Raw genomic sequence first — 18,394 nt, forward strand, 5'->3', positions numbered from 1 at the left:
TATTATTTAGCTTTACCCTCAGAGGATGTATCATTACTTATATTTAGAGCTAAGTTTGCCAAAGTTTCTTGTCTTTTGTTTTCATCACTTATTTGAGAGATTAGAAAGTTGCTCAAATAGAAATGATGTGTATTAACAATTCTATTATGAAACTCGGTTAAAGAGTTTATCGAATTAGTATGCATCTTCAAGTAAATAGCTCCAATAAAATTGGAGAGGATTCCTGCAAGAGCACCAGTTGCAGCTACTATTATTTTGTTTTGAGGATCACCCAATATATTGCCTGAAATTAAATACATTGTTAATCCTAAAAATCCAAAACCTAAAACAATACAGCTAATCCCAACCCAAAACACAAAAGAGTTTTGCCTTAGATTAAGGTCATAATATCTTTTCAATTGTAGATCGTGTTGTTTGAATAGAGTCTCACTTATATTTTTTTGAGAAACCTCGCTTTGCAACAATTCTATTTCCCTTTCAATATCGAATATAAGTGCTCTTAATCTTTCTGGCTCCATAAGTGATGTTAAAATCAAACCCATGCCCACTAAAAGTAAAAATATTGCTGTCATATTGAATTGCCCTCTAATAAATATAAAAAGGCATAAAGCAATAATTAAATGCAATGCTCCTAATACAATTGAAAAAAATTTTCTCTTTTTTTCCCTAGATTCTAATAAGGATTTTCTCCTCTCAAGGTATTTAAGGTTTGATGTTAAATGCCTATCTATTGCCTCAGTAGAAATTATTGAACTATTCATTTTGATAACCTCTTTACTTTTAATATAAAGTAAAGATATCACAAAACAGAATGATTATATAATAATTTTTAGCATTTTATACATTAATTTCATGTTAGGTAATCCTCTCTTCTAATCTCTTCTTTTTCCTCAGCTGACAACCCAAGAATAACAGGATCAACCACAGGGCCAACCGCACAATGACAATTTACTCGCTCTTTTGGCGTGAGCTGTGTATCTCTCGGAAACATGCACCGCTCTCCGCTGCCTGGTATCTCAAATTCTTCATCCAAAGGGATAATAGTTCCATCCAGCTGCACATGACTTTCTCTCGACTGATTCTTTTTCCCGCCGCTATGCTTCCACTTCTTCCCCGTTACTGCCGGGGATTGGACATAGGATTCATGTTGAGCAACAGAAGAAGCGGTCAACACTTCAGTTACGGCTGTTACACGTGCACGCTTGCGACTGAATTCAGGAAGATCCTTCAGTTCCAGTTCAATCTCCTGGATAGAGCGGCCTTCTTTTATACCTTCTTTCAGCGTTTGTTCAATAGCCTCATGAGTATTCAGCTTCATCAGCTGTGCCAACTCCTGTGACCATGATTCAATCCACTCAGCGGTTCTTTCAGATAAAACCTTGAATGGAATATCTGAATCGATGGAATGCATGATCTTCTCAGCCAGCTGCGTGACGGTAAGTGTTAGAAAGACAGCCGTTTCTTTTCCGAACAGCTCTGCAAACTCATCTGAAATGAATAAATCATTATTAAAAAACGCTAAAATTGCTTCTAACGTCTCCGAATCGTCCTTGGATATAAAACCATTCAGTGCATTCAAAAACGTCCTGCGTTGCAATCTGAGAAGTTTTGCGGTGGTTTTCTCGTACTCTTCCACTAAAGATGGAATGTCTTTCAGTTCAGGAAAATCAGTTACAGCTGCTTCTAGTTCCTCGACCTCATCCGATTCCGCTTTTTGCACAAAGGCATTGATGTTTTTTATCAGCTGATCGATTCTGCTCATTTGCGGATCTCCTCTAGTTCATCCCTAAGGTCTTTGAGGATAGATACCAATTCATTGTTAGTACCCGCAGACTTTTGAAGAACCGTATCAAGTAAGCTAGTTGATGCCTTTGGCTTCGCCTCAATTGGATTGAAACTTGTATTCTTCTTCCTCAATATCGATAGAATCTGAAACGACTGATTTACTCTTTTTCAGCTCTTTGCTCATTTCGTCTTTGTTTTTTCTGTGCCCTCACAATGGCTGTGAATTGAATTTGTATCTGCTCCCAAAGTAAATCAACTGGCGAAAACTTCTGAATGTCCTGCATGATTTCAAACGCTTCAGCTGGCATGTGCTTTGAGTATAAGCCGTGTGTCTTTGTGTTTTGATTACGTAGTGGTACTACGCCCCCGCTATTACCTAGCTCATTAACATTACCGGGTTGACCACCTTTTTTTGTGTGCACCCTTTTTTCTTTCTCAACCATGCCGCTTTTTCCACGATTTTATGGTGTTGATCGACACCCCGTATTTCTTTGGCAAGGTCCTTGTATTTCATGCCTTTGACTTAATCTTTCTCCACCTGAATGAGTTTGGATTCCATCTACATTCATCTGCCGCCTTCTTCTAATTCGTGTTTTTTGGAATTTTTATTTCCTCTAAACTGCTGCCGCACTCTACCTTTAAGCCGATGCTTGGTGTAAAGAATTATCGGGAGCAGTTTACAGGGAACAAAAAAAAACCTTCATTCAGAAGAGTTCTTTTCTTTGTTCGTATTCAAATTAAGATAGTTCCATCCCATATTCTTATTTTTTGAACTTTGTGTTTTCCAGTAGAATAATCGAAATTTTTTTACACTATGACTATCTCTAATCGTTGTCTCATTGCCTGCACGAAATGTCCTTATACTTTTAAATTTCATCCGCTGTCCTGTTTGCAATTGGTATGAAATATCTATTCTTTTGATTCCATATTTGCGCCCGTGTACATCACCATAATTTATATCCAATGGTATGTACACCTCATCATTAGGGCTCATAAATGGCAAAGATGTCTCAATTATACTCTTATCAGAGTTATCTAATTCTATTTCAACGTGTCCACCTGTAATTATACTTTTTCCAATAGTCTTTATCTGTAAATAGTTAAATCTCGAAGCACCAGTGAAATCGCTGTCTAAATGGAGCCTATTATCTGTTATAAATTTCTCTAAACCATCGTAGCTTTTTGGAAGTAATAATTTTGCACCTCTTTTTACCAATGGATGATTCCTAAGTTGATAACCTCCAGTTATTTCATCTAACACTACATAAGTTCTGTATTCAAATTTAACTTTAAGATCTTCATTGATTCTACCTAAAATAAATGTAATAAATGGGACTATAATAGCTGCCGCTGCTGTTAATGCAGTGGGCAGCACACCAAAAGTTTTTATAATTTCATCCAAACTCATGCTCGTTCACCTCCTATCTTTATATATCGGCAGAAAGTGAGCATATGGAACTATCCGCAGAATTTGTCGAATGAAATTCACTCGTTTTCTTTCTGTTTCCTAGCGTGGACTTGCTCAAATGTTCTTAACATTGAGACAGCCACACTTCTAGCTCTTTTTTCTTTAATTATTATTCTTATAATGAAAATAAGTGATATGGCTGTGCCAATGAATGCTAAAATTTTACTTGTATTAATATTAAATGCCATAGTGAAATATACAGCCAATAAAGGGACAAATGCTGGATAGTACTTAGAGACATCTCTTATGTTCTCAATATGCGCAAACCTCGATATAGCAAACTCTAGACATTCAATATCTAAATTATAGAGAGTTGCTACACTTTTTTTATAATGTCCCTTCTTTTGACCATATATAAATTCTTTTAAAAAGTACGCAAGTAACTCTTTTTCTGAATATGTGTAGATGACATCTTCTAACTCCATTAATTTTTTTGAGTATATTTCATTATCTAATTTCTTAATTTTTTCATATTGTCCTTTATTTTTAATTGCACGTTTATTTTTTTTACCCAACTCTACTCACTCCTCAATTTTTAATATCGGATATAAATATTAATATTGAGGTAAATGCAAAATTTGTCGAACGAAAAAAGCGACCTCCGCAACGGAAGCCGCTCTCAATTTATATCATAACCACTCTAGAATAAAATGCTTTGCCAAAAGTGTGCCATTTATAAATTGTTATAATTCAGCTTCAAATTCATAGACTATCCTCAACAACATTTCCAAAAAATCAATTAATTTTTGAGTTTCTTCTTTAGTTGATTTTTCTATATTATGAGCAGCAATATTACCATTTAATCTCACAGCATCAAGCCACTTTTCGGCACTTTTTGGAACGATTCCTTCATTTACTAAGAATTCTACATACTGTATAAAACTCTTGTCTTTTTTATCTCCCTTTTCAACTGCTATATTCATAATCATCTTTCTAGCCAAAATACTTGCACCTGTAAACGCATTGACTGAAAACGAATCACAGACTTCCTTATACAGATCTTGTATATTTTCTGGAAGATGCCTAATACCTTTTATAATACTTATAGGTGGAAATTGCTGCCCTATTCCATTTATATGTGTTGGGTTTCGACAATTAGGACATATAAGTATTTTAGAACCACTCTTCCTTTCGTTCTCTATATATTCATGAGTTAAATATCCATAAGTTGGTGCAGCTAAAGAATTACAGTAACCACAAGTATATTTTTCTTTTTCTACATCATGTGAATCTGCCCAAAAATAATTTTCATAATAAAATGATTTCATACTATCCCTACCTTATCTAAATTATCTATATATACCATTATCCACATTATCCAACCATTCACCATTAATATTATTATGTTCAACTATCGGAATCGCTGAACCTCTTCCTCTCTTGCTTTTCGACCATACGCCCAAAAAACGACTGTTCCCATCAAATCAGCGTTTTCTTCGAATACGGCAGCCTTGTCTTTGATACGTTTCGCGTCTCGTTCCCATGATTTCTTCCCAATCCCTATTCGTAATGGGATCAGCATCGTTCTCCTTCTTACTAATAGAACTAGGAGAAATGCTTTTAAATTTCTTTAAGGTCTGTTTAGAAACTGATTCCCTGATCTTCATTTCACTCGCTCTTTTCCGAATAAGCACCACCTTACGCTATTCGCTTAAATAGATTTTGCAATGATGACTACACCCCGAGAGGATGCCAAGTACAGTCAATCATCAAATAAAATGAAAAACTGTCCTCGATACGGCCGCCGCAGACCAGCTGCTATCCAGGCTTAGAATGTCCCTCTCGTATGGCCACATTCCTCAACACCTTTGTTCCGTATCCAGATACGCCATTGATAAGGGAAAGACGCGTCTCCCAATAAAAAAAGCGGACACCAATCAAGGTACTTAAAGTGCTCAATGATCAGCGTCCGCAGGTTCTTCCTTCTGGACAAAATATTCACGTTCGTTTTGCTTGTCTCTATCATACGATGATCCACTTAGGAAAAAAGGTCCCCTTTTTATCCCCCTTTTTGTCGGCTTTTCCTCGGTTTTTTCTCGGCATTACAAATAAAAAAAGTGCCCATAAACATGGACACTTTGGTTCTATTATTCCCAAAACGCATCGCCTTCAGAATTAATATACTTCTGAAGAAAAGTTTCAAAATCTACATCAAGCAGCCTATATTCTAAACCGTCTTCAAATAGATAAAGGTTTGAATTTCCCTTATTTAGCATCAAGTAGCACCCTTCAAAAAGAGCGGCAATAGCTATTCCATCAACCTGATCAAAAAAATCATTAGACAACTCGGATTCGATCTCTTCTAAACTGAAAACGTGTAATCCTCCACCCACTTTGTTCCCAAAAACTATGTCTTCAAATATTCTTGCGCCATTATGTAGACATAAAAACTCTTTGTGATCGTCAGGCAATGCATGGTGTTTCTTTTCAAATTGTTTTATATTTTCTTGATCGGCTGGGGCATTGAAGGTACAGCACTTTTCATAGACTTCACCGTCTACCGAGAATTTGATGATGTTATTCTCATCTAATTGATTTTCAAGCTTTTCTAATATCTGCACGATCCTACTCAATCTTTCACCTTCTATCTATATCCTCTCCATCAAGGAGAAACCTCTTGTTGATGAAGTGTTCTTGTGAGTGCATATAAATTACCCATTTTATTATCTCCACCATATTCTAAAGGAATAACATGGTGAATGTCTAAACCAGACCAATCCCATTTAGGATCGCCGTATTTACCAATATACCATCTGATATATTTATTTCGCATCTCCTACAAATAGAGTGTTATCTACAATTACAATAACTGGCTTCGCTTTTCCTATAATGCTACGAATTGTAGAATTGTAAGTAATTTACTGATTCGCTTGATCTAACTTAAACCTTGTATCAATAACAATTGTGTTAGCAGCTTTAGTATTAGCACCTAGAGTCTTATTAGTATTCTTATTCTTGGTGGATGGTTGCAGTACTACGGTGTCACCCTGTGGCATATTTCGTTGGGGTGGATCATGAGGTTGTTTTTTAAATTGTTGTCTCGCTTGATCAATTACATCAGATTTACTCTGTATTTCTTTTACATGTCCATTTTCGTCAACTTCTAGTACATGTGTTTCTTTGTATGTTGTGATACCGTCCTTTGATTGACTAGATTCAGCATCACTTGTCCAAAACCATGCCGTCAACAGAAAAACCATAAAGAAAATCGAATAAGCAAATTTCTTCATTCGGATACTTTTTTCCAGTTTATTCATAATAAATACAATATGATGTCTTGCTCAATTTCATCTAGGCTGTTTTCAAGTGCTCTTTCTATTTGCCGCACCTTTAGTTCATTTAAACCTCCTGATTTCTAAGAGAAGGAAATAGGCCTGTCGCATCGTTTGTCTCTTGTTCCTTTTTGTTTTCCTCCTTCACGTTCAGCGCCTTATGAACCTTCAGCTCCTTGATCAGAGCATTACGGATTTGCTTCTCATTGATCCCTACTATCCTTGCACTAAACACAATGTTCAGATTTCATCCTATCCTTCCTTGAAAGTTCATATTGAAATTTTCTTATAATCTATCAAACTCTAAAAATCATTTGTATTTTCACCTTGAATCGAAATAAACAAGGGAGTGTTTTAAATGAAATTAAAAAAAGTTATAACTTGTTCCGCATTATCCTTTGCTTTACTTGTTTCTGCATCTCCTGCATTCGCTTCAACTTCTAATACAGACAGCAACATGAGTCAAAAGGTAATAACTCCTCAAGCTGAGCTGAAAACTACACACCTAAAAACCAATACACAAAAAGAATCTATCAAATGTTTCGGTCTCGGTATCCTTCGTCCTAAAAGATGCATAAAAGGGTGATGGTACTTGGATAGGCAAATATCAAGGTTAGTTTTAAAAATTTCTAAGAGATTGGAGGGGGACCCTCCTATCTTCGTACCAATCAATTTCAGCAAAGTTTTGAATACTCTTCTGAGACCTTCGGTGAAATTTCAAAGACACCTTTTTTGTAAGTGAATTGTGGGTGGCGGCTTCCTCATTTTGAAATATTAGAAACACCCACAAAAATAAAAACCCCCTGAAGCCAATGGCTCCAAGGGGTTTTATTTATTAATACTGAGACATATACTGATCGCGTTCCCATGGGTGTACTTGGGTTCTGAACATATCCCATTCAATTTCTTTTGATTCGATGAAGTGCTCGAATAGGTGATCGCCTAGTGCGTTGATCATGACTTCGTTTGATTTTAGCAGCTCGAGTGCTTCTGCAAGTGTTGCAGGTAGGTCAGCGATGCCGTTTTCAAGGCGCTCTTCTTTATCCATGACATAGATGTTTCTGTCGATTGGTGCTGGTGCTTCTAGTTTATTTTTGATTCCGTCTAGACCTGCTGCAAGTAATACGCTTAGTGCAAGATATGGGTTTGCAGATGGGTCTACGCTGCGCACTTCTACACGTGTGCTGATGCCGCGTGATGCCGGGATACGGATCAATGGGCTGCGGTTTTGTGCACTCCATGCTACATAGCAAGGTGCTTCATAGCCAGGTACAAGACGCTTGTATGAGTTAACCGTTGGGTTTGTGACTGCTGTAAAGCTTGTTGCGTGCTTGACGATACCTGCGATAAAGTGTCTAGCAGTCTCGCTTAATTGTAAATCTGCTTTTTCATCAAAGAATGCGTTTTTACCATTTTTGAATAATGATAGGTTACAGTGCATACCAGATCCGTTTACACCGAACAATGGTTTTGGCATGAATGTCGCATGAAGACCGTGTTTTCTCGCAATGGTTTTGACCACGAGTTTGAATGTTTGAATGTCATCACAAGAACGGATTGCGCCAGCATATTTGAAATCAATTTCGTGCTGTCCTGGTGCTACTTCGTGGTGAGATGCTTCAATCTCAAAGCCCATTTCTTCAAGCTCTAGCACGATATCACGGCGGCAGTTTTCACCTAGATCTGTTGGTGCAAGGTCAAAGTATCCACCTTTATCGTTTAGTTCAAGCGTTGGCTCGCCTTTTTCATCTAATTTAAATAAGAAGAATTCTGGCTCAGGTCCAAGGTTGAAATCACTAAATCCTAGTTCTTCCATTTCCTTTAAGATACGCTTTAAGTTGTTACGCGGGTCTCCATCAAATGGTGTCCCGTCTGGCTTATAAATGTCACAAATAAAGCGTGCAACTTTACCTTTTTCTGCTGTCCAAGGGAAAATAACAAATGTGTTTAGATCTGGGTATAGGTACATATCTGATTCTTCGATACGTACGAATCCTTCAATAGATGAACCGTCAAACATACATTTGTTATCGAGAGCTTTTTCTAACTGGCTCACAGGAATCTCAACATTTTTAATCGTTCCGAGAATGTCTGTAAATTGCAGACGGATGTACTTTACGTTTTCCTCATTTACTAATTTTACGATATCTTCTCTTGTGTACTTTGCCATTTCGTAAAACTCCTCCCCTACAAAAGGTAAAATGTGTATAGCAATGCTTTTGCTAATTGGTTAACGGAAGAACCTTGACATATCCCCCTGCCTAAAGGTCGTTCCTTGTTGGAAACGTCCAGCCTGAATGAGTTCCTTCTTCAGTAGCTTCCTGAGTTCATCATCTGACAAGTTGTGCTTAGCTGTGGTTTTTTCCTCCGTCTTTTTATTAGACGATGGATTTTCTGCCTCAGCTTTGGCAAAAAGCTTTTTGATTCCTGCCATGTTTACACCTTGTTCGATGAGGTTTTTAATTTCTAGTAATTTATCAACATCATGAAAAGAAAATAATCGGCGGTTTCCATCACTTCTTGCTGGAAATACTAAACCATTTTCCTCATAATAGCGAATTTGTCTTGCAGATAATTCTGTAAGCTGCATGACAATCCCAATTGGGAATAAAGGCATTGAGCGGCGAATGTTATCACTCATCTCAACTGTCTCCTCCTCTTTGCTTAAATTTATTATATGTCATGTTATATTATGTGTCAACAACATGTTAGGAATATTAACATGGTTTTTTTATTGAGCAGGCACTTCAATAAAACCTTGATCCAATAAGGCATCGACAGCACTGCAAATCGCATTTTTCACATGGGCATACGTGAGACCACCTTGCACGTAGGCAGTATAAGGCGGTCTGATCGGACCATCGGCTGATAATTCGATACTGGCACCTTGTACAAATGTGCCCGCTGCCATAATGACATCATCCTCGTAGCCCGGCATATAGCTTGCATGCGGTGTGACGTGACTGTTAATCGGAGATGCATACTGGATTGCCTGACAGAACGCAATCATTTTTTTAGGATCTCCAAATTCGACAGATTGAATCAAATCCGTTCTTTTCGCATTCCATGCTGGATTTGTTTGGAATCCGAGCTTCTCAAGAAAACGAGCCGTAAATACTGCGCCTTTTAAGCTTTGAGCTACAACATGCGGCGCCAAGAAAAAGCCTTGATACATTTCCTGGAGCGCATACAGCGATGCACCCGCTTCACTGCCGATGCCCGGAGATGTCATTCGATAAGAGCAAGCTTCGACCCATTTTTCTTTTCCAACGATGTAGCCGCCTGTTTTGGCAAGACCTCCGCCTGGGTTTTTAATAAGTGAACCGGCCATGAGATCAGCTCCGACATGACACGGCTCTTGTGATTCAGTAAATTCACCATAACAGTTGTCTACAAACACAATGATTTCTTCATTTATCTCTTTCACAAATGAAATCATTTGCTCAATTTCTTCTATAGTAAAGGATGGTCTCGACGCATAGCCTTTTGAACGCTGAATGCCGATCACTTTTGTTTTAGAAGAAATCGACTCTTTTACTTTGTTATAATCGACTGATCCATCTTGAAGCAAATCAATGGCTTTATAGTCAATCTGGAAGTCTTTTAATGAGCCTGTCCCTTCTTTCCCGCGAATCCCGACAATTTCTTCTAGCGTGTCGTATGGTTTTCCTGTCATGTAGATCAATTCATCGCCAGGTCTCAGCACACCAAATAAAGCAATGGAAATCGCGTGTGTGCCGGAAATGATCTGCGGACGGACAAGGCCGCTTTCTCCTCCGAAGACATCCGCATAAATCTTTTCTAACGTGTCTCTCCCCATATCATCGTAGCCATATCCAGTTGTTGGATTAAAGTGAGAGTCACTGACTTTGTGCTTGCGATAGCTTTCAAGCACCCGCCACTCATTTTGTTCGCTCGTTTGATCAATTTGCTGATGTACGTGTAAAATCTCTTGTTCTGTTTCTGCTGCTGCTTTTTCTAAAATACTGCCGTGTTTTAATGTGTGAAACATCTTGATTTAATTCCTTTCCAACATATACTTCTTGATTTGACCTAAAATGGTCTGATCCTCACCACTATATCCGGTGATGTCGTAAATTTCTGCTTCTTTTTGAAATTCTAGTGATTCCACAAGTGTTTCTGATTTTAATGCGGAGATAAGCTTCCCTTCATACGCTGGAATCTTCACATGATATGGCTTTAAAAAGGCTTTTTTCAGCTCAGCCATAATATCCGCTTTTAACCTTTTTACATCTTCTTTGCGTCTAGCACTGATTAATATATGGCGATGCTTTGAAGATGGGATGAAATCTGGTCTGATTTGATCTTCTTTATTATAAACAGTCAGCATCGGAATACGGTCCGCTTCTAATTCTTCTAAAAGCTCATGAACCGTTCGTTCGTGTCCTTCATAATCCTCATTAGAAGAGTCGATGACATGAAGCAAATAGTCGGCTTCCTTCACTTCTTCAAGGGTGGAACGAAATGCGGCGATCAGTGTTGTCGGAAGGTCTTGGATAAAGCCAACCGTATCCGAAATGAGCACACTGTAGCCAGATTCTAATGTCATCTTACGTGTCATTGGGTCAAGTGTCGCAAACAGCAGATCCTCTTCATGACTATCTGCTTCTGTTAATTGATTAAACAAAGTTGATTTTCCGGCATTCGTATACCCGACAATGGCAATTTGGAACACACCATTTTTCTTTCGGCGTTCCCGGTATCTTGTTCGGTGTTCTTTGACTGCAGATAACTGCCCGTTAATTTCGTGAATGCGGTTTCGAATATGGCGTCTGTCTGTTTCAAGTTTTGTTTCACCTGGACCTCTTGCGCCAATTCCGCCTCCCTGTCTTGAGAGGCTAATCCCTTGTCCACTTAGTCTCGGCAGGGCATACTGAAGCTGGGCAAGCTCTATTTGCAGCTTCCCCTCTCTTGTACGGGCTCTTTTTGCAAAGATATCTAAAATCAATTGCGTACGATCAATAATTTTTACATCTAAAGCAGTCGCCAAAGCTTTTAGCTGGCTTGGAGAAAGCTCGTCGTTAAAAATAATGACATCACATTCGAGTTCCTCGCAAAGCACCTCAAGTTCTTCTACTTTCCCTTTACCGATATATGTTGCGCTGTCTTGTCTATTTCTCTTCTGCGTCATCACGCTGACAGCTTCACCGCCAGCCGTTTTGGTTAAGGAAGCTAATTCTTCCATAGAGTATTGAAAGCGTTCATCCGTTACATGCGGCAATTGACAGCCGACAAGGATCGCTTTTTCAGTCATTTCATGTTCATTCAACGTCAGTTGTTTCCTTTCTGTACTTAAGTTTTCAGTAGTACCATCATACCAAACAGATCACACGTATACCACTATTCGGATGGTTTATTTTAGTGACTCTTTATAAAAAGGATACGCCATTTCAAGAAGGCGTATCCTCTTTCATTTGAAGATCGTGACTTTTAATGGTCAGCAGATCTTTTTTATCGTAATGATCCACAAGAAGCAGTCTCATCGCCTGAGTTCGTATGGCCTTTTCAATGGTGTTTCGCACAAACCGGCCATTGCTGAATTTTGCCGGGCTCGTGGTACTTTTAATGTGCATTAAATAATCCCGCAGCTTCCATTCGGCTTCTTGTGTAAATACATATTCTCTGTCCGCCATCATTCGTTTTGCAATATCCATGAGCTGATCGACTGTATAATCAGGAAAGCTGATGTTGATTGGAAATCTTGATTGCAGACCGGGGTTTAAAGAAAGAAAATGATCCATTTCCTTGGAGTAGCCAGCTAAAATTAGAATGAATTCGTGCTGTTTGTCCTCCATATGTTTCACAAGGGTATCTATCGCCTCTTTTCCAAAATCCTTTTCTCCTCCGCGTGCAAGAGAATAGGCTTCGTCAATGAACAAAATACCGCCTAGTGATTTTTTAATTAAATCCCTTGTTTTTTGCGCTGTATGACCAATATACTCTCCAACAAGATCACCGCGTTCTGCTTCAATTAAATGACCTTTTGAGAGCACATTCATTTCAAAGAAAAGCTTCCCGACAAGTCTTGCAACTGTGGTTTTCCCTGTGCCAGGATTTCCTTTGAACATCATATGAAGCGCTTGTTTCCCTACCTTTAACCCTTGTTCCTGCCGTTTTTGATTAACAAAAATCCAAGCATAAATCTCTTTTATGTTTCGTTTCATTTCATCCATACCGACAAGGCTGTTCATTTCACGCTCTATTTCCCGTAAGATGCTGTGTTTTGCCTCATTTTTCTGCAAGGCTTCTAGGTATTCTGCCTCTGAGTCTGCATCAACCAATACTTGCTTTTGTCCGTTAAGTATAATATTGATTTGGCCGTTGTTTTTATATGTGACAGCTCGCTCCAACGTATTCACCTCTCGCTCTTCTCTCTTTATTCTATTCGGGTGGAGCTGTAATCGTGACAATCGCCCGCTTAAGCCCAAGTTTGCTGTCAAAATGACCCGAGATACCGAATATTGTAGGGATTTGTGCGGTTTCCCAGGAAATGATGTGCTATTTCCATTGTATTCATCCCGTTTGGGCGGACAAACCAACAATTTGCTTTTTCTTAGAAAAATGTAGCTTTTTGATCACAAATGATGCAGAAAAGAGTCTCAATGATTTCCGCATTTTGTACAGGCAATTCTTCTATTTTCTCATAAAATAAAGACGAGGTGATGAATAGATGGTGAAAATTTTTATTGATCCTGGCCACGGAGGAACAGATTCTGGAGCTAGTGCTAATGGACTTTTGGAGAAAAATATAACACTTCAAATCGCGCTTTTACTGAGAGACATTTTGATTAGTGAATATGATGGGGTTTCTGTCCGCTTAAGTCGTTCAACTGACCAATCCGTCACTTTGTCCCAGCGTACGAATGCAGCAAACAGCTGGGGAGCTGACTATTTCGTGTCTATTCATATTAATGCTGGCGGGGGCACAGGGTTTGAAAGTTATGTGTATCCTGGCGTTTCAGCACCGACCACCACGTATCGCAACGCCCTTCATGATGAAATTGTCCGCTCAGTTGATTTTGCTAACCGCGGCAAGAAAACTGCGAACTTCCACGTTCTTCGAGAAACTTCTATGCCCGCTATTTTAACAGAGAATGGTTTCATTGATACGACAGCTGATGCTAATAAGCTCCGCAACGCAACTTTCCTTCAAGGCATCGCTCGCGCTCATGCGACTGGTCTAGAAGAAGCCTTTCAATTGAAAAAAAAAGCAAGTAATCTTTATAAAGTGCAGGCAGGAGCTTTCAAAGTGAAAGCCAATGCAGATGAATTAGCAGCCACACTTAAATCCAAAGGCTTTGACGCATTTGTTGTATTAGACGGAGGCATGTTCCGAGTACAGGCCGGGGCTTTCCGTACAAAGCAAAATGCAGATGACCTCGTCGCAAGATTGAAGCAGGCCGGTCACGACGCATTCGTTTTCCAATAATTCGAAGCTGTTGTAACGAAACAAACCGGCTCAAGTCTTCTGCTGAGCCGGTTTGTTGTGTATTTATTTACGCTAAGATGTTAACGACAAATTGAGACCATGTTTCAAGACGATCGAAGTATTCAGGCTTTTTCAAATCGGCTGTTTTCATCCATTTTCCTGAAATTTGATCTGTTTCTTTTACTTCTACATGAGCACCAGGAGATAGTTCAAGCGCTGATAACAGTCCAATGTGCACACGGCCGACACTGTTGTCATCGTCATTGATTAATCCAAGGGTTTTCATTGCAAGTTTGTCTTCTTCTTGAATTGAAAGTTCTTCGTCCAGCTCACGATCCGTATTTTCTTTTAGAATCTCAGCAAAGTTTTTTCCTTCAATGAAATTCATATGCCCCCCAAAGCCAAGAGATAACTTATGATGTAAGCGAGTCTCTCCTCCGCCTTGAAGTCTTTCGTATACATATACTTCGTCCTCACGCTTAATCACAACATAAGGAATCGGCTGCTTGTAGTCAGGATTTTCTTCTGCATCGCCTCTTCGCATCTGCTCGAAGTGCTCTTCGATTTCTTTCATAATGGTGCTGATTGTTTTCTCTTCACTGTTCACACCATTAAACGCAAGTGTTTCATTTTGGAACACGCGAGTACGCGGTGCAACTAAAATGATTTCGTCCATTTTTCCCATGTTCGGTAACCTCCAGTATGTAACACATTGTTAGAAATGGCAAAAAGCCAAAACGAGTGATGCGTTTTGACTTTTACGCTTTCCTTATGATTCATCTCCAAAGAAGAAGTCGTCATCTTTTAACGGCTCAACTGTTGCTTTTTTGTAGCCGTTCCCTTTCATTGAGAAGAAGTCATGCGACTTTGTTTTTGTATTGAGTCCGTTCAATACAATAGGGTTAATCTCTTCTTCTTCAAAATAAGGGGCAAATCCAAGGTTCATTAACGCTTTATTGGCATTGTAACGAATGAACTTTTTCACATCATGCGATAAATTGACTTGGTCATAAATATCTTCAGTGTAATGAAGTTCATTTTCATAAAGCTCGTTCAAGAGGTCAATTGAGAAATCATACAGCTCTTTTTGCACGTCAGGTGTTTGTTTGTTGTAAATTTCTTGTGCTAATAATCCAACGTACACACCATGAATCGCTTCATCACGCAAAATTAAGTTGATGATTTCACCGCTTTGCATGAGCTTTCCTTGCCCATAGAAATATAGCGGGTAGTAAAAACCACTATAAAATAGGAAGCTTTCTAAATAAACAGAAGCCACCATTGCTTTAAAGAGAGAAATAGGATCGTCCTTTTGAATCGAACGGTATAAACTGACAATCATATCTGCTTTCTTTTGCAGGAATTTATTCTTCTTGACCCATTCAAACACTTCACTGATCGTTTCAGTTGGTGCGAGTGTCATGAAGATATTGGAGTATGATTTCGCATGTACCGCATTTTCCATCATTGCCATAAAGTTTAATACCGCTTTACGCTGATGACCATCTACATGCTCAGCCACAATCGGCATCCCTGTATTTCCTTGTTCTGTATCAAGTAAAGTCAGTCCAGCAAGCACCTTCATGTACGTATCTCGCTCTTTTTCACCTAAATATTTCCATGTCAAGAGATCTCCGTTTAAGGAAATCTCTTCTGGAAGCCAGAACTGCTTCACATTTTGGTTGTAAAACATTTGTGTAAAATCGTCTTCGTGTTTTGACCAGTTGGCTGCATCATAAATTTTTGTCACGTTAAACTCTCCTTTAATCAAACAACACAAGAAAGACAGCCTTCCTGCCCTGTATCCTTCGTTCTTGCATAATAAAGTGTCTTAATGCCTTTATGGTGTGCATAAAGATCGATGCGGTTTAAATCACGCGTTGTCATCGTATCTTTCAGGAATAGTGTAAAGCTGATTCCTTGATCGACGTGCTGCTGAATTGTTGCGATCATATCGACCACTTTAAACATGTCCATATCGTACGCTTCTTTATAGAAGAACCAGTTTTGCGCTGAAAGACCCGGCATTGGGTAATAGGTTTTGCTGTTGCCGTATGTTCTTTCTTCGATACGTTCCATAATTGGCATCACAGAGGCTGTTGCCGATTGAACATAAGATATGGAACCTGTTGGTGCAATACATAAACGATAGCTGTGATACATGCCATTTTCCGCTACAAATTCTTTGAGTGCTGCCCAGTCTTCTTTTGTTGGAATGTGCATGCCTTCAAATAGTGCTGCTGCTTTTTCTGTTTTTGGTGTGAAATCAGTTTCCACGTATTTATTGAAGTACTCACCAGTTGCATAGCCAGAGCCTTCATAACGATGGAATGTTTCTCCTTTTTCTTTCGCAAGCTCACTTGAGCGTTTAATTGAATAATAGTTCACCATCATAAAGAACGTATTTGCGAAATCTCTTGCTTCTTCACTTTCATAGGCAATTTGGTTTTGAGCTAAATACCCATGAAGGTTCATCGCACCAAGTCCGATTGACTTCATCGCTTTGTTCGCTTTTCGAACAGCTGGTGCATTGCGAATGTCTGTTGTTTCAGACACAAGCGTTAGTGAGTCTGTTGCAAGCTTAACCGTTTTTTCGATCGATTTGTTTTTCATGACATTCATGATATTTAAAGAACCGAGGTTACAAGAAATATCAAGACCGATTTCATCTTCTTGATCATAGTCCGTGTAAGAAGAAACCTCTGACGCCTGAAGCACTTCTGAGCAAAGGTTTGAGAATTTCACTCGTGAAATATGGTTCAAAGCATGCTCTCTGTTTACATTATCTTGGAACATGATATATGGATAGCCTGATTCTGAGCGTAGAACAGCCAATTTTTCAAGAAGCTTTCTCGGATTGACTTTTTCTTTTTTAACTTTCGGGTTTTCTACAAGCTCATCATACATTTCTTCCATGTCCATCTCATCAAGATGCTGTCCATATTCTTTATAGACGGTATGCGGATAGAAAGTGTAAGCTGTTTTATCTTCTCTAGCAAGCTCGATAAATTTATCCGGGATGACAACTCCAATGGACAGTGTTTTCACGCGAACATCTTCATCGGCAGAGATTTTTTTCGTATCTAAGAAATCATTGATATCTCTGTGGAAAATATTCAGGTAGGCACTGCCTGATCCTTGTCTTTGCCCCATTTGATCTGCATATCTGAATGCATTATCAAGAAGCTTCATCACGCCGACGACACCTTTTGTCGCGTTTTCTACATCTTTGATTGCTTCGCCTTTTGCACGAAGTTTTGACAGGTTCAAACTCACGCCGCCGCCTAATTTTGACAGCTGCATTGAAATATCAATCGCTCTTGAAATATCGTTTAGTGAGTCATTTACTTCAAGCAAGAAGCAGCTCACAAGCTCACCGCGTCTTTTACGTCCAGCGTTCAAGAAAGTTGGTGTACTTGGCTGGTACTCTTGATTGATCATCAGTTCTACAAACTCAAGTGCTTTTTCTTTATCCCCACCCGCAAAGAAAAGTGCTACAACTGAAATGCGGTCTTCATAGCGTTCAAGGATTTTCTTTTTATCATTTGTTTTCAGTGCATAGTCATTGTAAAACTTAAATGCACTCATAAATGATGGGAATCTAAATTTTTTGGCATACGCAGCTTCAAAGACTTCTTTAATATCTGCCATGCTGTATTGTCTTAAAAATTCTTCCTCATAGTAGTCGTTTTCTATTAAGTAATCAATCTTCTCTTCTAGATTGTGAAAAAAGACCGTGTTTTGATTAATGTAATCTACGAAATAACTATGTACAGCTTCTTTGTCCTTATCGAACTGAAACTTTCCTTCTTTTTGAATCATAATTTCGTTATTTAATTGTATCCACTTTGGAACCTGATTTTGTGACAATTCTTTCTACCTCCTGTGTAAACAATTCAACATCCCTTTTTGTTCCGCTTAGTTCAAAGGTGTGCAAAATAGGAACTTGATATTGTTTAGAAATCGTATCGGCGCTTTTTGCAAAATTATCTCCCCACACTTTGTTGCCACTCACCGCAACACCTAGTAAAAGGTGAGCATTTTTTTCTAAAAAAGACTGAGTGGTACTAGGGACTTGTCCAAATCCTGTCGTAAAGGTGACGAGAATAAACGGCGTATCCAAAAACTCTTCTCCAGTCAATTTTCGTTTGTCTGTAAAAGGGGTCTTGTCCAAAAAGCGTTGAACATTTCCTGTTTTTGAATCAAATACGATTTGAATCAATTCCATCACGACCTAGTTTTTAGTATTGTTGATCATTTCGCTATTCACTATATATAGTATACTATGTTTTTTCAAAACACAACATATAGATGTTCGAAACGAAAAAAATCAACCAACCCGGCCGAACCTTCATAGCCGAACTCGTACGTTCAAATAAATAGAGCAGAACAGGATCTAAAAATAGACTGCTCTACTCC

18 protein-coding genes and 2 pseudogenes are annotated in these 18,394 nt (G+C 38.7%); 2 read left to right on the plus strand and 18 right to left on the minus strand.

Going from position 1 to position 18,394, the window contains the following annotated elements:
- Positions 1-2: 2 nt before the first annotated feature.
- The 9 genes and pseudogenes from OIT90_RS10850 to OIT90_RS10890 form a co-directional block, all read right to left on the minus strand.
- The gene (locus tag OIT90_RS10850; RefSeq protein WP_474892544.1) at positions 3-761 is read right to left on the minus strand and encodes a TRADD-N-associated membrane domain-containing protein; all 759 of its coding nucleotides are present in this window, start codon (positions 759-761) and stop codon (positions 3-5) included.
- Positions 762-850: 89 nt separating this feature from the next.
- Positions 851-1,762, minus strand: a complete 912-nt coding sequence (locus OIT90_RS10855; protein WP_474892545.1) for a phage minor head protein — start codon at positions 1,760-1,762, stop codon at positions 851-853.
- 129 nt (positions 1,763-1,891) lie between these two features.
- A pseudogene (locus OIT90_RS10860) lies at positions 1,892-2,299 on the minus strand (phage terminase small subunit); the annotation flags it as partial.
- A 186-nt stretch (positions 2,300-2,485) separates the two neighbouring features.
- Positions 2,486-3,193: a hypothetical protein gene (locus OIT90_RS10865; protein WP_474892546.1), complete on the minus strand. Its 708-nt coding sequence runs from the start codon at positions 3,191-3,193 to the stop codon at positions 2,486-2,488.
- Between the two features lie 77 nt (positions 3,194-3,270).
- Positions 3,271-3,768, minus strand: a complete 498-nt coding sequence (locus tag OIT90_RS10870) for a hypothetical protein (protein WP_474892547.1) — start codon at positions 3,766-3,768, stop codon at positions 3,271-3,273.
- A gap of 168 nt (positions 3,769-3,936) precedes the next feature.
- Positions 3,937-4,521 carry a DUF4145 domain-containing protein gene (locus OIT90_RS10875; protein ID WP_474892548.1) on the minus strand — a complete coding sequence of 195 codons (585 nt, stop codon included), beginning with the start codon at positions 4,519-4,521 and terminating at the stop codon, positions 3,937-3,939.
- Positions 4,522-4,604: 83 nt separating this feature from the next.
- On the minus strand, positions 4,605-4,775 hold the full coding sequence (locus OIT90_RS10880; RefSeq protein ID WP_285604666.1) for a hypothetical protein: 171 nt from the start codon (positions 4,773-4,775) through the stop codon (positions 4,605-4,607).
- Between the two features lie 565 nt (positions 4,776-5,340).
- A complete protein-coding gene (locus OIT90_RS10885) occupies positions 5,341-5,826 on the minus strand; it encodes an SMI1/KNR4 family protein (protein ID WP_474892549.1) in 486 nt (161 codons plus the stop codon).
- 285 nt (positions 5,827-6,111) lie between these two features.
- On the minus strand, positions 6,112-6,483 hold the full coding sequence (locus tag OIT90_RS10890) for a hypothetical protein (RefSeq protein WP_474892550.1): 372 nt from the start codon (positions 6,481-6,483) through the stop codon (positions 6,112-6,114).
- A gap of 400 nt (positions 6,484-6,883) precedes the next feature.
- Here OIT90_RS10890 and OIT90_RS10895 point away from each other — a divergent pair.
- Positions 6,884-6,968 (plus strand): annotated as a pseudogene (locus OIT90_RS10895) (hypothetical protein); the annotation flags it as partial.
- Positions 6,969-7,360: 392 nt separating this feature from the next.
- Here OIT90_RS10895 and glnA read toward each other — a convergent pair.
- The 5 genes from glnA to spoVK form a co-directional block, all read right to left on the minus strand.
- On the minus strand, positions 7,361-8,695 hold the full coding sequence (gene glnA / locus OIT90_RS10900) for a type I glutamate--ammonia ligase (RefSeq protein ID WP_025093273.1): 1,335 nt from the start codon (positions 8,693-8,695) through the stop codon (positions 7,361-7,363).
- A gap of 60 nt (positions 8,696-8,755) precedes the next feature.
- Positions 8,756-9,166 carry a MerR family transcriptional regulator gene (locus tag OIT90_RS10905; RefSeq protein WP_440602015.1) on the minus strand — a complete coding sequence of 137 codons (411 nt, stop codon included), beginning with the start codon at positions 9,164-9,166 and terminating at the stop codon, positions 8,756-8,758.
- Positions 9,167-9,256: 90 nt separating this feature from the next.
- Positions 9,257-10,537, minus strand: a complete 1,281-nt coding sequence (locus OIT90_RS10910) for a methionine gamma-lyase family protein (protein ID WP_474892551.1) — start codon at positions 10,535-10,537, stop codon at positions 9,257-9,259.
- Positions 10,538-10,543: 6 nt separating this feature from the next.
- Positions 10,544-11,815 carry a GTPase HflX gene (hflX, locus tag OIT90_RS10915; protein WP_041084763.1) on the minus strand — a complete coding sequence of 424 codons (1,272 nt, stop codon included), beginning with the start codon at positions 11,813-11,815 and terminating at the stop codon, positions 10,544-10,546.
- Between the two features lie 121 nt (positions 11,816-11,936).
- Complete coding sequence (gene spoVK, locus OIT90_RS10920) at positions 11,937-12,896, minus strand: stage V sporulation protein K (protein ID WP_024424083.1); 960 nt, start codon at positions 12,894-12,896, stop codon at positions 11,937-11,939.
- Positions 12,897-13,216: 320 nt separating this feature from the next.
- Between spoVK and OIT90_RS10925 the strand changes: the two genes are divergently transcribed.
- Positions 13,217-13,975 carry an N-acetylmuramoyl-L-alanine amidase gene (locus OIT90_RS10925; RefSeq protein ID WP_047203907.1) on the plus strand — a complete coding sequence of 253 codons (759 nt, stop codon included), beginning with the start codon at positions 13,217-13,219 and terminating at the stop codon, positions 13,973-13,975.
- Between the two features lie 67 nt (positions 13,976-14,042).
- Here OIT90_RS10925 and OIT90_RS10930 read toward each other — a convergent pair whose 3' ends face one another.
- From OIT90_RS10930 to nrdI, 4 genes are all read right to left on the minus strand, one after another.
- Complete coding sequence (locus OIT90_RS10930; RefSeq protein WP_144494909.1) at positions 14,043-14,660, minus strand: hypothetical protein; 618 nt, start codon at positions 14,658-14,660, stop codon at positions 14,043-14,045.
- An 84-nt stretch (positions 14,661-14,744) separates the two neighbouring features.
- Positions 14,745-15,725 (minus strand): class 1b ribonucleoside-diphosphate reductase subunit beta, encoded by a 981-nt coding sequence (gene nrdF, locus OIT90_RS10935; protein WP_024424085.1) that lies wholly within the window; start codon positions 15,723-15,725, stop codon positions 14,745-14,747.
- Positions 15,726-15,742: 17 nt separating this feature from the next.
- A complete protein-coding gene (nrdE, locus tag OIT90_RS10940) occupies positions 15,743-17,845 on the minus strand; it encodes a class 1b ribonucleoside-diphosphate reductase subunit alpha (RefSeq protein ID WP_058837641.1) in 2,103 nt (700 codons plus the stop codon).
- Positions 17,805-18,197 carry a class Ib ribonucleoside-diphosphate reductase assembly flavoprotein NrdI gene (nrdI, locus tag OIT90_RS10945; protein ID WP_008360380.1) on the minus strand — a complete coding sequence of 131 codons (393 nt, stop codon included), beginning with the start codon at positions 18,195-18,197 and terminating at the stop codon, positions 17,805-17,807. Before nrdI ends, nrdE begins: the two co-directional genes overlap by 41 nt.
- Between the last annotated feature and the right edge of the window lie 197 nt (positions 18,198-18,394).

This window comes from Bacillus sp. ABR (genome assembly GCF_056172715.1).

Excerpts from the sequence above, each read along its gene's own strand:
- OIT90_RS10850 (WP_474892544.1), bottom strand. The coding sequence starts at position 761 with ATGAATAGTTCAATAATTTCTACTGAGGCAATAGATAGGCATTTAACA.
- OIT90_RS10855 (WP_474892545.1), bottom strand. The coding sequence starts at position 1,762 with ATGAGCAGAATCGATCAGCTGATAAAAAACATCAATGCCTTTGTGCAA.
- OIT90_RS10865 (WP_474892546.1), bottom strand. The coding sequence starts at position 3,193 with ATGAGTTTGGATGAAATTATAAAAACTTTTGGTGTGCTGCCCACTGCA.
- OIT90_RS10875 (WP_474892548.1), bottom strand. The coding sequence starts at position 4,521 with ATGAAATCATTTTATTATGAAAATTATTTTTGGGCAGATTCACATGAT.
- OIT90_RS10880 (WP_285604666.1), bottom strand. The coding sequence starts at position 4,775 with ATGCTGATCCCATTACGAATAGGGATTGGGAAGAAATCATGGGAACGA.
- OIT90_RS10890 (WP_474892550.1), bottom strand. The coding sequence starts at position 6,483 with ATGAAGAAATTTGCTTATTCGATTTTCTTTATGGTTTTTCTGTTGACG.
- glnA (WP_025093273.1), bottom strand. The coding sequence starts at position 8,695 with ATGGCAAAGTACACAAGAGAAGATATCGTAAAATTAGTAAATGAGGAA.
- OIT90_RS10905 (WP_440602015.1), bottom strand. The coding sequence starts at position 9,166 with ATGAGTGATAACATTCGCCGCTCAATGCCTTTATTCCCAATTGGGATT.
- OIT90_RS10910 (WP_474892551.1), bottom strand. The coding sequence starts at position 10,537 with ATGTTTCACACATTAAAACACGGCAGTATTTTAGAAAAAGCAGCAGCA.
- OIT90_RS10925 (WP_047203907.1), top strand. The coding sequence starts at position 13,217 with ATGGTGAAAATTTTTATTGATCCTGGCCACGGAGGAACAGATTCTGGA.
- OIT90_RS10930 (WP_144494909.1), bottom strand. The coding sequence starts at position 14,660 with ATGGGAAAAATGGACGAAATCATTTTAGTTGCACCGCGTACTCGCGTG.